The following is an 18,942-nucleotide window of genomic DNA, read 5'->3' as shown; positions in this document are numbered from 1 at the left end:
GATCTGCTCGACGTAGTTGCCGCGGTGTGTCGCGGTCAGGCGTCCCGTGATGCCGTTCCCTTCATACAGCAGCGCGAAGTTGTAATTCTTCTTCGCGACATTCGTCAGCGCCGTCGTGCGGTATTCCGTGCTCGTCGGCGAGACGGGCGTTCTGGTTGTCGCCGTCGATCCAGGTGTAGTTGAACTGCGCGCCGAAATTGCTCCACGGGCCGGGCAGGAAGTCGAAGAACTTCTGGATGCCGAATTCCGCGCCGCGCAATGTGCCCTTGCCGGAATTTTGCGGACGCGTCACGCGATAGTTCTGGCCGTTGATGACTTCGTTCGACTCCATGTTCTGCAGATAGCCGTCGATGTCGCGGTGGAATAGCGCGATCTGCGCGTAGCCGTTCTTCGGGAAGTAGTATTCGAGCGTGGCGTCCGTGTTCACTGAGCGCGTCGGCCGCAAATTCGGGTTGCCGGACGAGCCGGTGCCGGGCGCGTTGACGGTCGGCGGGATCAGCGACAGCGCCGGGTTCAACGACGCGAAGTCCGGCCGCGTGATCGTCTTGCCGACCGCGAGGTGCGACTGCAGGTTCTCGCGCCAGCCGACGACGGCCGCAACGCTGGGCAGGAAGTTGTTTTCCGTCGAGTTCACGGCGATCGGCGTCACCACGTCGCCGATGCGGCTGTTGCCGTTCAGGTTGCGCGCCACGTGGACGTAGCGCCCGCCCACCGTGCCGGACAGGTCGACGTCGCCCGCCTTCGTCTTCCAGCGCGCCGCGACGTACACGGTATTCGTGCCTTCGCGCTGCTCGAAGGTGCGGGTCGGATCGTCCGGCACGCGGCCCGCAGAAGCGCCGTAGAACGCGCGTACCGTGTCGGCCTGGTCGATCAGGAAGTCGCGCGACGGCGTCAGCCACGGGCCGCCCAGCCGGTCGAGGCCCGGCACCAGCGCTTCGAAACCGGGGCCGAACGCGTCGACGGGATTCGCGCGCACCGGCCCCGCGATGTCGCTGTGGCCTTCCGCGCCGTGGAAGCTGGCGAGGCGGTTCGACAGGCGCAAGCCGGCGTCGATGCCCGAGAAGAAGCCGTCGCCGAGCCGGTACGACACGTCGCCGCGCCACTGCACCTGCTCGCCCTTCGAGATGCCCCAGTTCTGCACCATCCCGCGCAGCACGAACGCGCGCGGGTCGCGCAGGGCGTTCGGGCTCGTGGGCGTGCTCACGCTGTTGTAGCCGCCGTGGCCGTCCGCGCCGTACGTGTAGACGCCGACGCTGGCGCCGGGGATCTGCTGGTCGACGATCACCGTGTCGTTCACGAACGTCGACTTGGTCCAGCCGAAGTTGGAGCTCGCCTTCCACGGTCCCTCGCGGTAGTTCAGGCCGAGGTTCAGGAAGTGCGACGTCGTGTGTTCCTTCACGCCCCACGTCGACGTGGCCGTGTACGGATCCCAGTCGTACGGCCCGCCATACTGCGCGGCCTGCGCGTACGCGGACTGGATCGGGCACACGACGCCTTCCGGCGTGTTGCAGTAGGCGCCCTGCGGCGCCAGCTGCACGTTGGTCAGGCGCGGCGTCCACGTCGTGATGGCGAGGATGTAATCCACTTCGCTGCGCGCGCGGTAGCCCGTGCCGAGGTATTGCACGTTCGCTTCCAGCGTCGGGTTGACCTTCCACTGCAGGGCGCCGTGGATGCTGCCGCGGTCGCGGTCGCCCGCGTTGTAGATGCCGCCCACGTTGGGCAGCTCGCCCAGGCGCGCGCCCGGCGTCGATGGCGCGAGCGGACCGTCGCCCAGGCGCGTGCCGACGCCATCCGCATCGATCGAATGTACGCGGTCGGGACGGTCGACCCACTGCACGGGATAGCCCCAGTGCTCGCGGTTGAACGCCACGTCGACCAGCGCGCCGATCTCGCCGTAGCTCGTGTTCCAGCGGTTGCTGGCCGAGAAGCCGGCGCCCGGATTGTTCTTCGTCGACGTCGCGTCGGACCCGCTCACCTTCTGGCGGCGGTCTTCCACATAGCCCGTCACGTTCCGGCCCTTCAGGTCGAACGGCTGGCGCAGCCGGACGTCGATGCCGCCCGCGATGCCGCCTTCGAGCTGGTTCGGCGTCGCCGTCTTGTACACGTCCAGGCCGCCGATCGATTGCACGGGCAGGTCCTGGTACTGCAGCCGGCGGCCGTTCCCCGTGAAGTATTCCATGCCGTTCAGCGTGGTCACGACGTCCGGCAGGCCGCGGATGATCACCTGGCTGGTTTCTCCCCGGTCGCGGCCGACCTGCACGCCGGCGATCCGCTGCAGGGCGTCGCCCGCGGCGCGGTCGGGGAACTTGCCGATGTCTTCCGCGTTGATCGAGTCGACGACCTGCACGGAATCGCGCTTGATCGCCTCGGCGCTGCGGATGCTGCCGCGCAGGCCAGTCACGGTGACCTGCTGGATCTGCTGGACTTGCGTGGGTGACGTGTCGGTGGTTTGCGCGTTGGCGGCCTGGGCGAGCAGCGCAAGGATGGCCGCGCACACGGGCCGGAGCTGGAACGTGGTCATGCGATTCTCCTCATAATTAGTAATAATTTTTATCAGGAAGCTAACGCAAAAGTCGGCAGGCCGACGCACGCTTGAACCCGCTTTTTGGGCGGTTTTACAGCCTTGGCGGGGCCACGGAATCGCGTGCCACCAGAGGGCATTCCATCTTGATGATGGCCTTCGAGGCATGGTCCGCGCGGCATTGCGCGATGAGGGAATCGGCCGCCCAGCGGCCCATTTCGTAGTTTGGTAACAACACTGTGGTCAGCGGCGGGTGAGTGTAACGGGCGATATCCTGGTCGTCGTACCCGACGACGGACAAGTCGCGCGGCACCGCCAGCTTGCGTTCGCGGGCAGCGTCCAGCGCGCCGATGGCCATCAGGTCGTTGGCGCAGAACAAGGCGGTCGGCCGCTGCGGCAAGTCCAGCAGCGACAGCGCGTGCTCGTACCCCGCCGCGACCTGCCAGTCGCCCGCGCGCACGAGGACCGGATCGAACGGAATGTCGGCCGTCGACAGCGCCTGCCGGTACCCCTTCAGGCGCTCGGCCGCCGCCTCGATCCAGTGCTCGCCGTTGATGAAGCCAATGCGGCTGTGTCCGTTCTCGATCAGGTGCATGGTCGCCGTATAGCCGCCCAGCAGTTCGCTCGGCACGACCGATGCGCGCCCTCGGTCGCGCGTATGGCAGTTCAGCAGGACGGTCGGCGTCGCCTCCAGCGCGGCCGGCACCGTCACGGCGCGGGTGAAAATGGTGGAGTAAATGACGCCCAGCAGAGCCGGATGGTCCAGCATGCGCGCGAACACGGCCGCTTCCAGTTCGGGATCGCCGCGCGTCGCGAACACGGCGACGAGGCAATCCTGCTCCCAGGCGGCCTCCTTGGCGCCGTCGATGGTCTGCATCGCGTGCGGGCTCGTCGCCAGCTCGTCGGTGAGATAGACGATCAGGTTGCGGGTCTGGGCCGCGGCCGGATGCGCGTGCCGCTCGACGGGGTAGCCGAGCTCGCGCGCAATCCGGAGCACGGTCTCGCGCGTGACCTTCGACACTTTCGCCCCGCTCATGTGGTTGATGACCAGCGACACCGTCGATTGCGACACGCCAGCCAGCTTGGCGATGTCGGTCATCGTGGGTCGGCGGGGCCTGGTCATGTCAAAGGTGTTCGCATGGGATCATCGGTTGCACAACATTATCACTAATTATTACAGCGTTGTAGTTGATTTAAATTTAAGCACATTTGTGCCAATGCACATAATTGCTTATAATTCAGGTTAAACGCAGCCGCGCTCATCGAGCGCTCCGCCTCGACCGGCGCTACCCATTGCCGGCGCCAGCCATGACAGTCCCGGGTTGCCCGGACCGCTCAGCAAGCACTAACTCTTCCCGTCGCCCGTCCCCGGCAGCCTGCCGGCGACATCTGCCTGGCATGCCGGGTAGCATTCCGACATCTGCGCGGCCGCACAACGCTCAAGAAAGGTGAACAATATGACAAGCCCATTGCCGGGCCAACGCCGATGGATCCAGGTCAATCCGCCCGTGTTTTTCGTGTCGGCGGCGCTGGTCCTCGCCTTTTCCGCCATGTCGGCACTGTTTCCGAAACGCGTCGGCAGCCTGTTCGATACACTCCAGGCGGGTATCGTGCGCGATTTCGGCTGGTTCTACATCCTGTCCGTCGCGTTCTTCCTGATCTTCGTGATCTTCCTGATGATGAGCCGCTATGGCGACGTCAGGCTGGGACCGGACGACAGCGAGCCGGAATACAGTTACCTGTCCTGGCTCGCCATGCTGTTCAGCGCCGGCATGGGGATCGGCCTGCTGTTCTTCGGCGTCGCCGAGCCCATCCAGCACTATGCGCTGCCGCCGGTGGGCGCCGGCCGCACGATCGAGTCGGCGCGCCAGGCGATGGTGCTGACCTTTTTCCATTGGGGCTTTCACGCCTGGGCGATCTACGTCGTGGTCGGGCTGGCGCTCGCGTACTTCGCGTTCCGGCGCGGCCTGCCGCTCACGCTCAGGTCGAGCCTCTTCCCCCTGATCGGCAACCGCATCCACGGCCCTGCCGGCCATGCCATCGACATCTTCGCCGTGCTGGGCACGATGTTCGGCGTGGCGACGTCGCTGGGGTTCGGCGTGCTGCAGGTGAACGCGGGGTTCGCGCACCTGTTCGGGCTCCCGGTCACGCCGCAGGTGCAGATCGTGCTGATCGCGGTCATCACGGGCATGGCGGCGCTGTCCGCGGGCTCGGGACTGGACAAGGGCGTGAAACGGCTGTCGGAACTCAACGTCATCCTCGCGATCGCGCTGCTGCTGTTCGTCCTCGCCACGGGCTCGACCGTATTCCTGCTCGAGGCCTATGTCCAGAACGTCGGCACCTACCTGGGCGAAGTCGTGCAGCGTACCTTCCGCATGTATGCCTACGAGCCCAATGTCTGGCTCGGCAAGTGGACGCTGTTCTACTGGGGCTGGTGGATCTCCTGGTCGCCGTTCGTCGGCATGTTCATCGCGCGGATCTCGCGCGGGCGCACGATCCGCGAGTTCGTCGGCGGGGTGCTGCTGGTCCCCGTACTCTTCACGTTCCTGTGGATGACCGTCTTCGGGAACACCGCGATCCGGCTCGACCTGGGCGGCGCGGCGCCGATCGTGCAGACCGTCGCCGACAATCTCCCGGTGGCCCTGTTCGAAGTTCTGGAGCAACTGCCGCTGTCGATGATCGCGTCCGGCCTCGCCACCGTGCTTGTGATTACCTTTTTCGTCACGTCCGCCGATTCGGGCGCGCTGGTCGTCGACATGATCACCTCCGGCGGCGCCCCGAATCCGCCGGTCTGGCAACGTATCTTCTGGGCCGCGTGCGCGGGCCTGATGGCCGCCGTGCTGCTGCTGGCGGGCGGGTTGCAGGCACTCCAGAACGGCTGCCCTCGTCAGCGCATTGCCGTTCGCCGTGGTGATGCTGCTCATGTGCTACGGCCTGCTGCGCGCCCTGCAGTCGGAATCGGAAGGGTCGGCGATCGACCTGTCGATTGCCGCCGAGACGCCGTCGGACGTCGGCCTCAGCTGGCAGCAGCGCCTGGCCAGCATCACCCGCTTCTACGACCTGCCCGAGATCGCGGCCTTTCTCGGCGGGCCCGGACGCGCGGCCCTCGGCGCGGTGGCGGCGGAGATGCGGGACAGCGGCCTGGCGCCGGAACTGACCGAGACCGACCGCCGGATCGACCTGAACGTGCCCCACGGCGACCGCGGCACGTTCCGCTACACGATCCGCGTGCGCGGCTTCCGCGCGCCGAATTTCGCGTGGGCCGAGTCCGGGGAGAGGAACAGCGACACGCGTCACTACCGCGCCATGGCCTACAGTTCCGAGGGCGACCAGCAGCACGACGTCACAGGCTATACGCGCGAACAGTTGATCAACGACCTCCTGAATCGCTATGCCCGGTTCCGCCATGCGCGGAGGATGCCCTGATCAGTTGCGGGCCGCACCCCTGCTCCGACAATTCGTCCAGGGGATTGCGCAGCCGGCACGCCTCGATCGAGAGGCAGCCGCAGCCGATGCAATCGTCGAGCTGGTCGCGCAGCCGGGTGAGCTGTTCGATGCGGTCATCGAGCTCGCGCCGCCACAGGCTGGACAGGCGCGTCCAGTCGGCCTTGGTCGGCGTGCGCTCTTCCGGCAGCGACGCCAGCGCCGCGCTGATCGACGCGAGCGGAATGCCGATGCGCTGCGCGACCTTGATGACGGCCACGCGCCGCAGCACGTCGCGCCCGTAGCGCCGCTGGCCCCCGCTGCTGCGCACGCTGCGGATCAACCCCTTCGATTCATAGAAATGAAGGGCCGACACCGCGACGCCCGCGCGCCGCGCGACCTCCCCCACCGTCAAGGACCGCCCGATGTCGGCCGGGTCTATCTTTGCCATCAAAATCCTCTTGACCTCAAGTGAAGTTGAGGTTTTACACTGCTTTGCATCGACACGCAACCACGAGGACAAACGCATGAACGACCGCATTAAGGATCACATGAGCGCCACCGCCATGAACAAGGCCCTGGTCCGGGCGCTCTACGAGGAGTGCATCAACGGCCGCGACCTGGACCGGCTCGAGACGCTGATCGCCCCGGACTTCGCCGGCGCGCGCGGCGAACGGGGGCCGCGCGAATTCCGCGCGACCATCGAAGCCGTGCTGACGGGCTTTCCGGGCGTGCGCTTCGAGCTGCACGACGTGTTCGGCGAAGACGACAGGGTCGCCGTCCGCTGGACGTTCCGCGCCGTGCACGGCGGGCGTTTCGTCGGCATCAAGCCGAGCCGCGCGGAGGTGACGCAGGAAGGCAATGTGATCTACCAGCTGCGCGACGGGCAGATCGTGCGGGCGTGGCTGCAGGCGGACCGGCTGGGGGTGCTGCAGCAGATTGGCGTGGTGCCGAAATCGTTTGTCGAAGCAAGCGGGCAACGGCCGATCTGACGTCGTTCCCGCGCAAGCGGGGATGACGGTTTCTAGGTAGCCGCCACTTGTTCCCGCAACGCCGGCAATGCGCCGCCCTGCTCGTCGAACAGCCACGCCCGCGCGGGATCGAACCGCAGCCGCACAGCGGTCCCCGGCGCCGGCAGCGGCACGTCCGGCGCACACTTGGCCGCCACCATGCCGTCCACGCCGTCGACCTGGACGTACGCGAGCGTCACGTCGCCCAGGTATTCGACGAGCGACAACCGGCCCGGGATGCCCGCCTCGCCGCCGGTCTCGAGCCGCAGGTGCTCCGGCCGCACGCCCAGGGTCAGCGCGGCGCCGCCCTGCGCCTGGCTCGCATCCGCCGCCACCTGCGCCATGCCGCCGCCCGGCACGCGCACGGTCGCGAGGCCGCCCGTGTGGCCCGCCAGCGCGGCGGGAAACGCGTTCATGCGGGGCGAGCCGAGGAAGCCCGCGACGAACAGGTTCGCCGGCCGCTCGTACAGTTCCAGCGGCGTGCCCACCTGCTCGATGCGGCCGCCGTTGAACACGACGATCTTCTGGCCCAGGGTCATCGCTTCGACCTGGTCGTGCGTCACGTAGATCATCGTCGCCTTCAAATCCTTGTGCAGGCGCGCGAGTTCCACGCGGGTCTGCGCGCGCAGCGCGGCGTCGAGGTTGGACAGTGGTTCGTCGAACAGGAAGACTTCCGGCTTGCGCACGATGGCGCGACCGATCGCCACGCGTTGCCGCTGGCCGCCCGACAGCGCCTTCGGCTTGCGGTCCAGCAGGTGCGCGATCTGCAGGATCTCGGCCGCGTGCCGCACGCGCGCGACGATGTCCGCCTTCGGCACCTTCGCGAGCTTCAACGCAAAACCCATGTTCTCGGCCACCGTCATGTGCGGGTACAGCGCATAGCTCTGGAACACCATCGCGATCCCGCGCCGGGCCGGCTCCACCGTGTTGCTGACGACGCCCCCGAGCTCGAGGGTGCCGTCCGTGATGTCTTCCAGACCCGCGATCATCCTCAGGAGAGTCGACTTGCCGCAGCCGGATGGCCCCACGAAGACGACGAACTGGCCATCCTCGATGTCCAGGTCGACGCCCTTGATGACGGGATTGTCGCCATAGGTCTTGCGGATGCCGCGCAGCCTTACCGATGCCATAGAATCTATCCTTTCAATCCGCTCGCCGCCAGGAAGCCCTGCGTCACGCGGCGCTGGAACAGCACGTACGCCAATGCCACCGGCAAGGCGCCGAGCAGCGCCGCGGCCATCAACTGGGCGTAGCGTACGCCGAACGCATCGTACGTCTGCGTGAGGCCCAGCGGGATCGTCATCATGTCGTTCGACGTGACGATGATGAACGGCCACAGGAAGTTGTTCCACGCCGCGATGAACGTCACGATCGCCATCGCCCACACGATATTGCCAGAGATGGGCAGGTACACGCTCCACAGTACGCGCAGCGGGCCCGCGCCATCCATCACGGCGGCCTCGCGGAAGTCGGCGGGAATCGCGTCGAAGAACTGCTTGAACACATAGATCACGACCGGCGACACGACCTGCGGCAGCACGATGCCCGCGTATGAATTGATGAGACCCAGCTGGTGCATCGTGCGGAACAGCGGCACGAGCAGCGCCTCGAACGGCAGCAGGAAACCCAGCATGGCGATGCCGAACACGATGCCGCGGCCCCGGAAACGCAGCTGGGAAAAGGCGTAGGCTGCCATCAGGCTGATCGCCATCGTCACCACCGTCACCAGCAGCGCGACGAGGAAGCTGTTGAACAGCCAGCGCACGACGTTGCCGGCGCCGAGCGTCTTGCGGTACGCGTCCAGCGTCCATTCCTGCGGCAGCCAGTGGAAGTTCGCCGACACCGTCTCGAGCTCCGGGCGCAGCGACGTGGACAGGGCCCACAGCAGCGGAAACGCCCACAGCGCGGCGAGCACGATGGCGCAGGCGGCGCCGGCGACCGTCCAGAACGAGGCCCTCATGCGTCCCTCCCGGCCAAAAATTTCACCAGCCACGCCTGCAGCAGCGACAGCAGGATGACGATCGCCACGAACGCCATCGCGACGGCCGCCGCATACCCGGCATCGCTCTGCGTGAACGCCGTCTCGTACATGTAGTGCAGCGCGACCCGCGTCGTGTTGAACGGCCCGCCGCTCGTGAGGATGTACGTCTGGCCGAACACTTTCAGCGACGCGATCAGCTGCAGGATCAGCGCCGTCGTCGCGACGGGCCGCAGCGCCGGCCACGTGATCGTGCGGAACAGGGTAAGACCGCGGGCGCCGTCCAGCGCGGCCGCTTCGTACAGCTCGGCGGGGATGTTGCGCAGGCCGGCGAGGAACAGCAGCATGTTGAAGCCGACCGTCCACCAGATCGTGCCGATGGCGACGGCGGGCAGCGCCCAGTACGGGTCCGCGAGCCAGGCGCGCTGGCCCCCGAGGATGTGATTGACGACGCCGGACGACGGCTGCAGCATCCAGTCGGCGATCAGGGTCATCACGGAGATCGGCAGCACGAACGGCAGGAAGAACGCGCCCTGCAGCCAGCCTTGCACGCGCGTGAAGCGGTCGACGAGCAGCGCCATCAGCAGGCCGATGGCGCACAGCGGGATCACCGTCAGCAGGGCAAAATAAAACGTGTTGCCGACCGAATCCCAGAACGACGGGTCGTTCAGCAAGGTGTGGTAGTTGTCCAGGCCGACGAAGGCGCTCGTGCGCGTGAGGCTGCTCTCCGTGAGGCTGAGCCAGAACGTCTGCAGCGCCGGCAGGAAAAAGAACAGGCCGAACGCCAGCAGGAAAGGCGCCAGCAGCAGCCAGGCCGGCAGGCTGTCGCGCCGGGCCGTCGTCGGCCCCAGGGTCATGTCGTCGCGTCGCATGGCGCCCCTCAATAGCGCGGCGGACGCTTGCGCACGAGGCGCGCCGCTTCCGTCTCGAACCGGTGCACGGCCTGCTCCGGCGTCAGGTAGCCGTACAGCGCGGCCGGCAGGAATTTCGACGCGATCGCCTCCAGCGGTCCGGCCGCGCCCATGTACCAGCCGTCCGGATCGTACACGACGTCGTTCGCGACCTGCGCATACATCGCATTCGGCATCAGGCTTTTCGCAGCGGCCGATTCGGCGACGGGCTTGTACGCGGGGATGTGGCCGCCCTCCGCCCAGCCCAGCGAATGCTTGCTGACGTACGCGATGAAGCGCATCACCGCCTTCACCTTTTCCGGCGACGGTTCATGGCCCGGGTTCGCGGGCAGCGCGAACGCGTGCGAATCCGCCCACGTGGACGCGTTCGCGTACATCTTCGGCAGCGGCACGATGCCATATTCGAAGCCGAGCGTGCCGGCCTTCGTCGCGCGCACGAGTTCCGGCACTTCCCACACGCCGTTCAGCATGAACGCGGCGCCGCCGCCCATGAACTGGCTCGTCGACGCCGCGTAGTCGAGGCCCGACTGCGCATAGCCCTTCGTAAACCAGTCGCTGATGCGCGACAGCGTCGCGGCGCCGGCCGGGCCGTACGTGAAGCGGCCATTGGCAATGATCGTGACGTTCTGCTGCGCGAGCATGGCCAGCCACAGGCGCCAGATCGCATACGAACTCTGGCTGCTTTCCATCGTCAGGCCGCGCTGGCCCGTGCGCTCGGTGGCGGTGCGGAAAGCGTCCGTCAGCGCGTCCACGCCGTCGATCGGCTTCAGCTTGCCGTCCGCGCCGAGCAGGCCCGCCTTGCCCGCGAGCGTCTTGTTGTAGTAGAGGACGAACGGGTGCACGTCGAGCGGGATCGCATACGTCGCGTTCTGGTACTGCGCCTTGGCCCACTGCCGTGGCAGGTAGTCCTGGCCGCGCAGGCCGGCCGCCGCCAGCTCGGCGGGCGCGATCGGCCGCAGCACGCCGCCACCGGCCAGGTTGACGATGCGCGACAGGTGGATGGTCGCGACGTCCGGCCCGGCGCCCACGACGGAGGCCGTGATCAGCTTCGTATAAAAGGGTTCGCCCCACTTGAGGGTCGTGCTGACCACGCGCACGTCGCGCTGGCTCGCGTTGAAGTCGTCGACCAGCGCCCGCATGCGCGCGCCGTCGCCGCCCGAAAGCAGCGTCCACATCCTGACTTCGACCTGCCCCCGCGCGGGGGCATTCACGCCCGCCAGCCCGAGGAACAGGGTCGCAACCAGCGCGGCGGCGCGCGGGAATCCGCGTCGCGCCACGTTGTCTCCTGATCGTGTTTCCTTCTCGTTCGTTGTGGCGCGCGGCTGTCAGGCTGTCTTTATGCGACTTTACGCCGTGCGCGCGCCCCGGGACCGCCACGCCCGCGGCGTTCGAAGCCCGGAGGCCCCGCGGACGGACCGGGTTCGGTCGGCGGGATGTCCGGTGCTTCCAGCTGCGGAGGCTGGCGCTCTCCCGGATAGGCTAGCACTTCTGCCGTTTCTCCGACGCGCGTCCACTCGACAGGGAAATCGGGCCCCCGCCGCGCGCGCCAGCGCTGGCTGTGGCCGAGGGGGTCCAGCACCCAGTCCTGCAGGTGCGCCTGCGGCCCGCGCGTGGCGAGAGCCAGCGCTTCGATCGGCGCTTTCGGGACGCGGTCTTCCGTCAGCAGGCCGTTCTTTTCGAGGAAGGTGTCCGTCAGCTGCGTGTAGCAGAAGCCGGACAGCGGCCGGCACCGGTGCACCGCCGACATCAGCTGCTGGTAACGGGTCAGCAGCTCCTTGCTGTCCTTCGCCACCGAATAGCCCCAGCCCGACTCCTCGCCGGGTTTCGACATGGCAATGCCACCGAACTCGGACAGAAACAGCGGCCGGCCCAACCCGGTAAAACCGTCGATGACGAGGCGGCGCCGGTCCGGCTGTACGTGTTCCAGCGTATAGGCGACGGCTTCGCGGCTGCCATAGCGTTCCAGCAGCACGACCGGGTCCTGCTCGTAGTCGTGCACGCACACGAGGTCGCCGCACGGCATCTCCCAGCCGTCGTTGCCGACGACGGGCCGCGTGCCGTCCAGCGCGCGGGTCACGTGGTACAGGGCGCGCACGAAATCGACCTGGCGCCGGTCGTTCATCAGTTCCGGCACGCCCCACGACTCATTGGTTGGCACCCACGCGACGATGCAGGGGTGCGAGATGTCGCGTTCGACCAGTTCCTTCCACTCTTCCATCACGCCGTGGATCGTCGCGCTGGAAAAGCCGTACGCGGACGGCATCTCGCCCCACACGCACAGGCCCAGCACGTCGCACCAGTACAGCCAGCGCGGATCTTCCGACTTCTGGTGCTTGCGCACGCCGTTGAAGCCGAGGCGCTTGATGAGCAAGACGTCGTGGCGCAGCTGGTCGCTCGACGCGACCATCAGGCTGTCCGGCCAGTAGCCTTGGTCGAGCACCATGCGCAGGAAATACGGGCGGCTGTTCAGCACGAAGCGGTCGCCTTCCACGCTCACCGTGCGCAGCGCCGTGTAGCTTTGCACGCTGTCGATCAGGTTGCCCTCGGCCGAGCGGATCTCGATCTCGGCGTCGATCAGCTGCGGGCTCTCCGGACTCCACATCCACAGCCCGCGCGCGTCGTCGATGCCGGGGTCGGGCAGCTGGAAGATGCGGGACAAGCGCGGCCCGGTCAGCAGGCAGCGGTCGCCCACGAGCAGCCGGTCGCCCAGCTTCAGCGTCACGTTGGCCATGCCGCCTTCCGGCACGTGGGCGATGTCGGCGTCGAGGCGGATCTGCCATCTGGCGACGTCTGCCGTCCAGCGCAACTGCGCGACGTGCGCGCGCGGGACCTTCTCGATCCACACGGTGCGCCAGATGCCGCTCGTGCGCGGGTACCAGATCTTGTGCGGCTCCGGCTCCCAGTCCATCTTCCCGCGCGGCTTGTGCATGTCCTGCGGGTCGTCCTCGGCCTGCACGGCGATCTCGAGGATCGAGCCGTCCAGGTGGCGCGTGACGTCGATGGAAAACGGGCTGTGACCACCCCGGTGCTCGACGGCGAAGCGGCCGTTGATCCACACGCGGGCCCGGTAGTTGACGGCGCCGAAGTGCAGCATCAGCCGTTCCTCCGGTCCCGGCAGCAGCGCGGGGTCGAGCGAAATCTGGCGCTTGTACCAGACGCGCCGCCGGTAGCCGCGGTCGTGCACGCCGCTGGCGCGCGCCTCGGGTGGATACGGGACGACGATCGTCCGGTCGAACGGCACCTCGGCCGGATCGACGTAGAGGGTCGAGTCGTCGAACATGGCCTGCCAGGGGCCGTCGAGGCTGCGCCAGGCGGCGCGCCGCAATTGTGGGCGGGGGTATTCCACGTTTGCGCTCCTTCGTTCTTCAGTACGGCCTACTCTAGGAGCCGTAACCGCCGCTGGCAAGCCCTTTCACTACCGGTTACAAAGCGATACCAGCGACGTCGCATCAACGAGACAGGCGGGACACGGTCACGCGTTCGAACACCGCGCGGTAGCCGGCGCCGCCCATCGCCACCAGGCCCAGCCTTGCCTGCGGTCCGAGGCGATGCGTCCAAGTTCCGCCCCCGACCCAGGTCTTGCCGTCCTGGCTCGAATATGCGGTATAACGCTCATCCCCCCCGACCCGGTGGACATCGAGCCGCAGCCACGTGGCCGTCCCCGGCGTGCCGACGACCGTGTTGCCGTAGCGCGGATACGCGGCCGGCACGGGAGACAGCTCTTTCGCGAACTCGACCTGGTGCAGGCCGCCGTGCGCCATCTCGACGAGCTTGACGTAGTTGTCGTCGTCGCGCATCACCACCAGGCCCGCCTGCACGGCCGTCTTGCAGCAATCGTCCGGCACGGCCAGTCTTACCACTGTCTCGACACGATAGTCGCCGTCCGGCAGCGCCGCCTGCAGCACGCTGGCCGTGTTCGTGTCGACGTGCAGGTCGGTCGCGGCCGTCGCCACCGTGAAGCCCCGGGGACCCGTCGACCAGGCGTCGTCGGCCGGCGGGCGCCGCCACGTCCACCGCTCGTCCAGCTTCGTGCCGGCAAAGGTGTCCGTCCATTCGGGACTCGTCTTCTGCGCGGGCGCCGGCGCGAGCGCCAGTGCGCGGGGACGCGTACCGGCGACCGTGGCGGGCGCGGGCCGGGGTTCGTCGCTGGGCGCGCCGCGCGCGACGGGCCAGCCGTCGACCCAGTCGATACGGTCGAGCAGCGCAAGCCGCCGCGTCAGCTTGTCGGACGCGCTGAAGAACGGCTCGTTCACATCGATGCCGTGGTAGATCGTCCACCACTGGCCGGCCGCGTCGGGGAAGACCGTGTTGTGGCCCACGCCGACCCAGCGGTTCCCGTTCTGGAACAGGACGGGCGTGCCGCCGGCGCGGGGCGCGGCCAGGTCCTGGCCCAGCCGGTCGAGGAACGGCCCGGCCGGTGTGCGCGCCCGGCCCGCGTACACGGCATAGCCGGTCAGCGGGCCGTTGCAGCAGTCCGTCGTGGAGCCGAACAGGTACCACCAGCCGCCGTGCCTGACGACTTCCGCCCCTTCGTAGCGCCACGCGGCGCCCACCTTGCGCGGCGTGCCCTCGGCCTGCAGGCCGTCGAACCGCAGCGGCTGCACGTACACGCCGCCGCCGTAGCTCCCGTAATAAATCCATTTGCGGCTGCCGTCCTCGACGACCTTCGGATCGAACGTCCACTGGAAGTCGCAGCCGGGTCCCGCGCGCCGGGGCGGCACCACCGGCTTCGATGCCGGCACCCACGGGCCGGCCGGGCTGTCCGCCATCGCCACGCCGATGGCGCTGTCCTTGTCGCAGCCCGCTTCGGGGCTGTGCGCGTCGGCCACGTCGGTCACGGTGAAGTACAGGTAGTAGTGACCGTTGAGGAAGGCCGGCTCCGGCGCCCACAGGCCGGACGTGGGCGCCGCCAGCCCGGCCGGACGGTCGGCGAACGCGTCGCCCACGTAGTTCCACGCGACCAGGTCCGTCGACCGGTAGATGGCGATCATGTGGAAATGCCAGTCGCCCTTCTCGCCGTCCAGCGGACGCTCCTTCTTGCTGACGGGATCGCTCGTGCAATACAGATACCACGTGGGCGTCTTCGCGCGCGGGTCGCGCAGCACGGCCGGGTCGGCGCAGTTCTGGGCGGGTTCGCCGTTCGCCAGGTGGACGGGGAGCGGATTGCGATAGGTGGCGGCGGGCGCCGCCCATGCGGGTGCGGCCAGTGCACATGCCAGTGCGCCGACATACCGTAGCGACCCCGTGCGTAGCGATCCCATCGTCCCTCCCTGATTTTTGCCGCAGAGCTTACCCCAAGCGGCCCGGGCGGGATGCACGGTTGACACGCCAATCGTCGTTCATGTGCCCAACTTGTTGCCGGATGATGAACAACGCCGTCGTATCGTGCCAACTCGAAGGGCCCGGGCCGGGCATTGCGTGACACGCTCTGGTATCATGACGATTGTTTCCGCTTCGAGATCCACACGTTGACGCACCACACGAGGATGCCCACCGGCCTGCTGTTTGCGGCTCTGCTGAGCGCCGGCACGGCGGTCGCGAAGGACGCGACCCTGCGCCCCTGGCCCGCGGGCCAGCCGACGCCGGCCCTGCAGGTGACGGGCCTGGACGGACAACCGTGGGACGTGGCGAGCCTGCGCGGGAAGGTCGTCGTCGTGAATTTCTGGGCCAGCTGGTGCGGCCCGTGCGTGGACGAGCTGCCGGTCTTGAAAGGCCTGGCGGGCCGCGACGGCGTCGCGGTCGTGGGCGTGAACTACAAGGAACCGCGCGATTCGATCGAACGTTTCACGCAGGACCACCCGCTCGGCTATCCCGTCCTGCGCGACCGCACCGGCGATGCGTTCAAGCGCTGGACGCCGGGCGTGATGCCGACGACGATCCTCGTGGACCGCACGGGCCGCGCGCGCTGGCGCACGGTCGGCGAGATCCCGCCGGACGACACGAAGCTGCGGGCCGCCATCGACGCGCTGCTGATGGAGCCGCAACACCGAACGAACCACCAAAAATAGGGAAAAGCCATGCAAGACACCAAACCGTCCACCGCCCGCCGTGCACTCCTCAGAGCGGCCGGCGGCCTCGCGCTCGCCACCACCCTGCCCCGCGCCGTGCTGGCGGCGGACGCGCAGGAACGCCACTTCGACCCCCGTCCGGGCGACTGGAAGAGCTACGAGGTGGTGACGAAGGTGGCCCTGCAGCGCGCCGCCGGTCCGTCGACCGTGTGGATCCCGCTGCCGGCCATCGACACGGAATGGCAGCGCAGCCTGTCGAACAACTGGTCAGGCAACGCGACCAAGGCCCACGTCGAAAGCGACCCGCACTACGGCGCGCGCTTCCTCGTCGCCGAATTCGACGGGAGTGTCGCGCCGATGCTGGAAGTCGTGTCGCGCATCCAGACCCGCGACCGCGCCGAGAACTGGAAGACCCGCACCCCGGGTACGGAAGCCGCCGAAGACCTGCGCGTGTGGCTGCAGCCGACCGACCTGATGCCGCTCGACGGCATCGTGAAAAAGACGTCGCTGACGATCACCAGGGGCGCGCGCACGGATGAGGAAAAGGTCCAGCGCATCTACGACTGGATCGTGCTGAACACGTTCCGCGAGCCGAAAGTGAAAGGCTGCGGCACGGGCGACATCAAGACGATGCTGGAGACGGGCAACTTCGGCGGCAAGTGCGCCGACCTCAACGGCCTGTTCGTGGGCCTGTGCCGGGCTTCCGGCGTGCCGGCGCGCGACGTCTACGGCATCCGCATCGCGCCGAGCGCCTTCGGCTACCGGGAACTGGGCGGCAAGCCGGCATCGCTGCAGGGCGCCCAGCACTGCCGCGCCGAGGTCTACCTGAAGCAGCACGGCTGGGTCGCGATGGACCCGGCGGACGTGGCCAAGGTCATGCGCCAGGAAACCGCGGACTGGATCAAGGACCCGGACAACCCCGTCGTCGCGCCCGTCAAGCGCGCGCTGTTCGGCGGCTGGGAAGGCAACTGGATGGGCTATAACTTTGCCCACGACGTGCGCCTGCCGGGCTCCGTCGCCGGCAAGGTCGGCTTCCTGATGTACCCGCAGGCGCAGAGCGGCGGCGAAGCGTACGACTCGCTCGCGCCGGACACGTTCAAGTACACCATCACGTCGCGCGCCATCTGACCGACATGTCCACGCTCGCCCGCCAACCCGTCGACGGTACCGAACGCAAGGCCGGGCGCCTGCTCGCCATCGGCATGCTCGCGGCGCTGCTCGCCTCCACGTGCTGCGTGCTGCCGCTCGCGCTCGTGCTCATCGGCGTGACGGGCGCGTGGATGGTCAACCTGCAGGCGCTGAAGCCCGTGACGCCGTATGCCATCGCCTTGACCGTGGGTGCGCTGGCGTGGGCCGGCTGGCTCGTGTTCCGCCCGGCGCGCGCGTGCGACCTGGAGAGCGGCGACTGCGCCACCACGCGGCCGCTGATGCGCCGCGTATTCATCGCCTGCGCGCTGTTCGTCGCGCTGTTGCTGGGCTTTCCGCTGATCGCCCCGCTGTTTTACTGAGGATAGCCATCATGAACTTCACCCGATCCCTCGCCATCGCCGCCCTCTTCATCGCGGCGCCGGCCTTCGCCAAGCAGCAGACCGTGTCGCTGAACGTGCCGACCATGGACTGCGCCACCTGCCCCATCACCATCAAGACGGCGCTGTCGAAGGTGCCGGGCGTGTCGAAGGTGAAGGTCAGCTACGAGAAGCGCGAAGCCGTCATCGTCTACGACGACGCCCAGGCCACCGTCGCCGACCTGAAAAAGGCGACGGAAGACGTGGGCTATCCGGCGCTGCTCAAGACCTCGAAGTGATACCACGGGGCTCCGTGAGGAAGACGACGAACACGGCCCCGATCAATCCCATCCCCACGGCGCACGCGGCCTGCCAGCCGCCGTGCGCATAACTCCACGCCCCCAGCGCCGAACCGGTCGCGCCGCCCAGGAAGAACGTCGCCATGTACAGGCCGTTCACGCGCCCGCGGACTTCCGCGCCCAGCGCATAGATCGCGCGCTGCCCGAGCACGAGGTTGCCCGACACGGCGAAGTCCAGCGCGATGGCGGCCGCCACGAGGATCCCGACGCCGAACCGGCCGCCGTCCGCCAGGCCCAGCGTCGGCACGAACGCCAGCAGGCCGAGCAGCATGCAGAACACCGTCGCGGGGCGCGTCCAGCCGCGGTCCGCGACGCGGCCCGAGAGCGGCGCCGCGATGGTGCCCGCGACGCCGGCCAGCGCGAACCACGCGATGTCGCGCTGGTTCATGCCGTAGGCCGGACTCGCGAGCAGCAGCGGCACCACGGTCCAGAACACGCTGAACGCGCCGAACATGCCGGCCTGGTAGATGGCGCGGCGGCGCAGCACGGGCAGGTCGCGCACGAGCCCCGCCATCGAGGCGAGCAAAGCGCCATAGCCGAGCGTCGCATGCGGACGGCGCGCCGGCAGCAGCACGCGCAGCACGATCCCGAGCACCACCATCAGCACGGCCGACAGCACGTACACACCCTGCCACGACCACGCGTGCGTGATGAAGCTGGCGACGGGACGGGCCAGCATGATCCCGAACATCAGGCCGCTGACGATATTGCCGACGACTCGACCGCGCACGTGTTCGGCCGCCATATGCGACGCGTACGGCACCAGCACCTGCACGGATACGGCGCTGAAGCCGATCACCAGCGAGCACGCGAGGAACGCGGGCACGGGGTGGCCGAGCGCCGGCGCGATGGGCGCCGCGACGAGCGCCGCCACCAGCAGCGCCACGAGGGCCAGCACGAGCTTGCGGTTTTCGAGCAGGTCGCCGAGCGGCACGACGAGCAGCAGGCCGGCGCAATAGCCGAGCTGCGTCAGCGTGACGAGCAGGCCCGCCGCGCCGGCCGGCAGGCCGATCTCCGCACGGATCGGGCCGACGAGCGGCTGGACGTAATACAGATTCGCGACGATCAGGCCGCAGGCGGCGGCGATCAGCAGCATCAGCCACGTGGGCATGTCGGGATGGCTTGCGCTGACCTGGCCAGCACGATCATGCCGCGGACGGTCGAGCACCTCGGTGGGCAAAGGCGATGGGGACAACATGCGCTCCGGGTAAAGCGGCAAGTGTAACG

The 18,942-nt window shown here is 68.1% G+C and carries 16 protein-coding genes and 1 pseudogene; 7 read left to right on the top strand and 10 right to left on the bottom strand.

Annotated elements, in window-relative coordinates:
• Positions 1–61: 61 nt before the first annotated feature.
• Complete coding sequence (locus ACL58G_RS20040) at positions 62–2,521, bottom strand: TonB-dependent receptor (protein ID WP_440962922.1); 2,460 nt, start codon at positions 2,519–2,521, stop codon at positions 62–64.
• Between the two features lie 94 nt (positions 2,522–2,615).
• Positions 2,616–3,620, bottom strand: coding sequence for a LacI family DNA-binding transcriptional regulator (locus ACL58G_RS20035; protein ID WP_413388772.1), 1,005 nt, complete (start codon positions 3,618–3,620; stop codon positions 2,616–2,618).
• Between the two features lie 358 nt (positions 3,621–3,978).
• Here ACL58G_RS20035 and ACL58G_RS20030 point away from each other — a divergent pair.
• Positions 3,979–5,337, top strand: a pseudogene (locus tag ACL58G_RS20030) (BCCT family transporter); the annotation flags it as partial.
• Between the two features lie 91 nt (positions 5,338–5,428).
• Complete coding sequence (locus tag ACL58G_RS20025) at positions 5,429–5,947, top strand: hypothetical protein (RefSeq protein ID WP_440968187.1); 519 nt, start codon at positions 5,429–5,431, stop codon at positions 5,945–5,947.
• On the opposite strand, the gene soxR is transcribed toward ACL58G_RS20025, so the two are convergent.
• Complete coding sequence (gene soxR / locus ACL58G_RS20020; RefSeq protein ID WP_413388774.1) at positions 5,892–6,395, bottom strand: redox-sensitive transcriptional activator SoxR; 504 nt, start codon at positions 6,393–6,395, stop codon at positions 5,892–5,894. The genes ACL58G_RS20025 and soxR overlap by 56 nt on opposite strands.
• Before the next feature lie 76 nt (positions 6,396–6,471).
• On the opposite strand from soxR, the gene ACL58G_RS20015 reads away from it, so the two are divergent.
• Positions 6,472–6,936: an ester cyclase gene (locus ACL58G_RS20015; protein ID WP_413388775.1), complete on the top strand. Its 465-nt coding sequence runs from the start codon at positions 6,472–6,474 to the stop codon at positions 6,934–6,936.
• A 32-nt stretch (positions 6,937–6,968) separates the two neighbouring features.
• Here the strand turns inward: ACL58G_RS20015 and ACL58G_RS20010 are convergent, their stop codons facing one another.
• The 6 genes from ACL58G_RS20010 to ACL58G_RS19985 form a co-directional block, all read right to left on the bottom strand.
• On the bottom strand, positions 6,969–8,084 hold the full coding sequence (locus ACL58G_RS20010; RefSeq protein ID WP_413388776.1) for an ABC transporter ATP-binding protein: 1,116 nt from the start codon (positions 8,082–8,084) through the stop codon (positions 6,969–6,971).
• Between the two features lie 5 nt (positions 8,085–8,089).
• On the bottom strand, positions 8,090–8,914 hold the full coding sequence (locus ACL58G_RS20005; RefSeq protein WP_440962921.1) for a carbohydrate ABC transporter permease: 825 nt from the start codon (positions 8,912–8,914) through the stop codon (positions 8,090–8,092).
• On the bottom strand, positions 8,911–9,804 hold the full coding sequence (locus ACL58G_RS20000; RefSeq protein ID WP_440962920.1) for a carbohydrate ABC transporter permease: 894 nt from the start codon (positions 9,802–9,804) through the stop codon (positions 8,911–8,913). Before ACL58G_RS20000 ends, ACL58G_RS20005 begins: the two co-directional genes overlap by 4 nt.
• An 8-nt stretch (positions 9,805–9,812) precedes the next feature.
• Positions 9,813–11,120: an extracellular solute-binding protein gene (locus tag ACL58G_RS19995; RefSeq protein ID WP_440962919.1), complete on the bottom strand. Its 1,308-nt coding sequence runs from the start codon at positions 11,118–11,120 to the stop codon at positions 9,813–9,815.
• A 59-nt stretch (positions 11,121–11,179) separates the two neighbouring features.
• The gene (locus ACL58G_RS19990) at positions 11,180–13,189 is read right to left on the bottom strand and encodes a glycoside hydrolase family 2 protein (RefSeq protein ID WP_440962918.1); all 2,010 of its coding nucleotides are present in this window, start codon (positions 13,187–13,189) and stop codon (positions 11,180–11,182) included.
• A gap of 103 nt (positions 13,190–13,292) precedes the next feature.
• The gene (locus tag ACL58G_RS19985; RefSeq protein ID WP_440962917.1) at positions 13,293–15,104 is read right to left on the bottom strand and encodes a family 43 glycosylhydrolase; all 1,812 of its coding nucleotides are present in this window, start codon (positions 15,102–15,104) and stop codon (positions 13,293–13,295) included.
• Between the two features lie 225 nt (positions 15,105–15,329).
• Between ACL58G_RS19985 and ACL58G_RS19980 the strand changes: the two genes are divergently transcribed.
• From ACL58G_RS19980 to merP, 4 genes are read left to right on the top strand one after another with little or no spacing between them, the layout of a single operon-like run.
• Positions 15,330–15,851 (top strand): TlpA family protein disulfide reductase, encoded by a 522-nt coding sequence (locus ACL58G_RS19980; RefSeq protein WP_440962916.1) that lies wholly within the window; start codon positions 15,330–15,332, stop codon positions 15,849–15,851.
• A 9-nt stretch (positions 15,852–15,860) separates the two neighbouring features.
• The gene (locus ACL58G_RS19975) at positions 15,861–16,979 is read left to right on the top strand and encodes a transglutaminase-like domain-containing protein (RefSeq protein ID WP_440962915.1); all 1,119 of its coding nucleotides are present in this window, start codon (positions 15,861–15,863) and stop codon (positions 16,977–16,979) included.
• Positions 16,980–16,984: 5 nt separating this feature from the next.
• A complete protein-coding gene (locus ACL58G_RS19970; protein WP_413343553.1) occupies positions 16,985–17,359 on the top strand; it encodes a mercuric transporter MerT family protein in 375 nt (124 codons plus the stop codon).
• Between the two features lie 11 nt (positions 17,360–17,370).
• Positions 17,371–17,655 (top strand): mercury resistance system periplasmic binding protein MerP, encoded by a 285-nt coding sequence (gene merP / locus ACL58G_RS19965; RefSeq protein ID WP_413388785.1) that lies wholly within the window; start codon positions 17,371–17,373, stop codon positions 17,653–17,655.
• Here merP and ACL58G_RS19960 read toward each other — a convergent pair.
• Positions 17,639–18,913 carry an MFS transporter gene (locus ACL58G_RS19960; protein ID WP_440962914.1) on the bottom strand — a complete coding sequence of 425 codons (1,275 nt, stop codon included), beginning with the start codon at positions 18,911–18,913 and terminating at the stop codon, positions 17,639–17,641. The two genes, merP and ACL58G_RS19960, sit on opposite strands and share 17 nt — an antisense overlap.
• Between the last annotated feature and the right edge of the window lie 29 nt (positions 18,914–18,942).

The sequence above is a fragment of the Massilia sp. GER05 genome (assembly GCF_052056005.1).
Lineage (GTDB): Bacteria > Pseudomonadota > Gammaproteobacteria > Burkholderiales > Burkholderiaceae_D > Telluria > Telluria orientalis.
This window is presented reverse-complemented; position numbering and strand designations above follow the sequence as displayed.

Coding starts and splice junctions, on each gene's coding strand:
- ACL58G_RS20040 (WP_440962922.1), bottom strand. CDS start 2,521: ATGACCACGTTCCAGCTCCGGCCCGTGTGCGCGGCCATCCTTGCGCTG.
- ACL58G_RS20035 (WP_413388772.1), bottom strand. CDS start 3,620: ATGACCGACATCGCCAAGCTGGCTGGCGTGTCGCAATCGACGGTGTCG.
- soxR (WP_413388774.1), bottom strand. CDS start 6,395: ATGGCAAAGATAGACCCGGCCGACATCGGGCGGTCCTTGACGGTGGGG.
- ACL58G_RS20015 (WP_413388775.1), top strand. CDS start 6,472: ATGAACGACCGCATTAAGGATCACATGAGCGCCACCGCCATGAACAAG.
- ACL58G_RS20010 (WP_413388776.1), bottom strand. CDS start 8,084: ATGGCATCGGTAAGGCTGCGCGGCATCCGCAAGACCTATGGCGACAAT.
- ACL58G_RS20005 (WP_440962921.1), bottom strand. CDS start 8,914: ATGAGGGCCTCGTTCTGGACGGTCGCCGGCGCCGCCTGCGCCATCGTG.
- ACL58G_RS20000 (WP_440962920.1), bottom strand. CDS start 9,804: ATGCGACGCGACGACATGACCCTGGGGCCGACGACGGCCCGGCGCGAC.
- ACL58G_RS19985 (WP_440962917.1), bottom strand. CDS start 15,104: ATGGGATCGCTACGCACGGGGTCGCTACGGTATGTCGGCGCACTGGCA.
- ACL58G_RS19980 (WP_440962916.1), top strand. CDS start 15,330: ATGCCCACCGGCCTGCTGTTTGCGGCTCTGCTGAGCGCCGGCACGGCG.
- ACL58G_RS19975 (WP_440962915.1), top strand. CDS start 15,861: ATGCAAGACACCAAACCGTCCACCGCCCGCCGTGCACTCCTCAGAGCG.
- ACL58G_RS19970 (WP_413343553.1), top strand. CDS start 16,985: ATGTCCACGCTCGCCCGCCAACCCGTCGACGGTACCGAACGCAAGGCC.
- merP (WP_413388785.1), top strand. CDS start 17,371: ATGAACTTCACCCGATCCCTCGCCATCGCCGCCCTCTTCATCGCGGCG.
- ACL58G_RS19960 (WP_440962914.1), bottom strand. CDS start 18,913: ATGTTGTCCCCATCGCCTTTGCCCACCGAGGTGCTCGACCGTCCGCGG.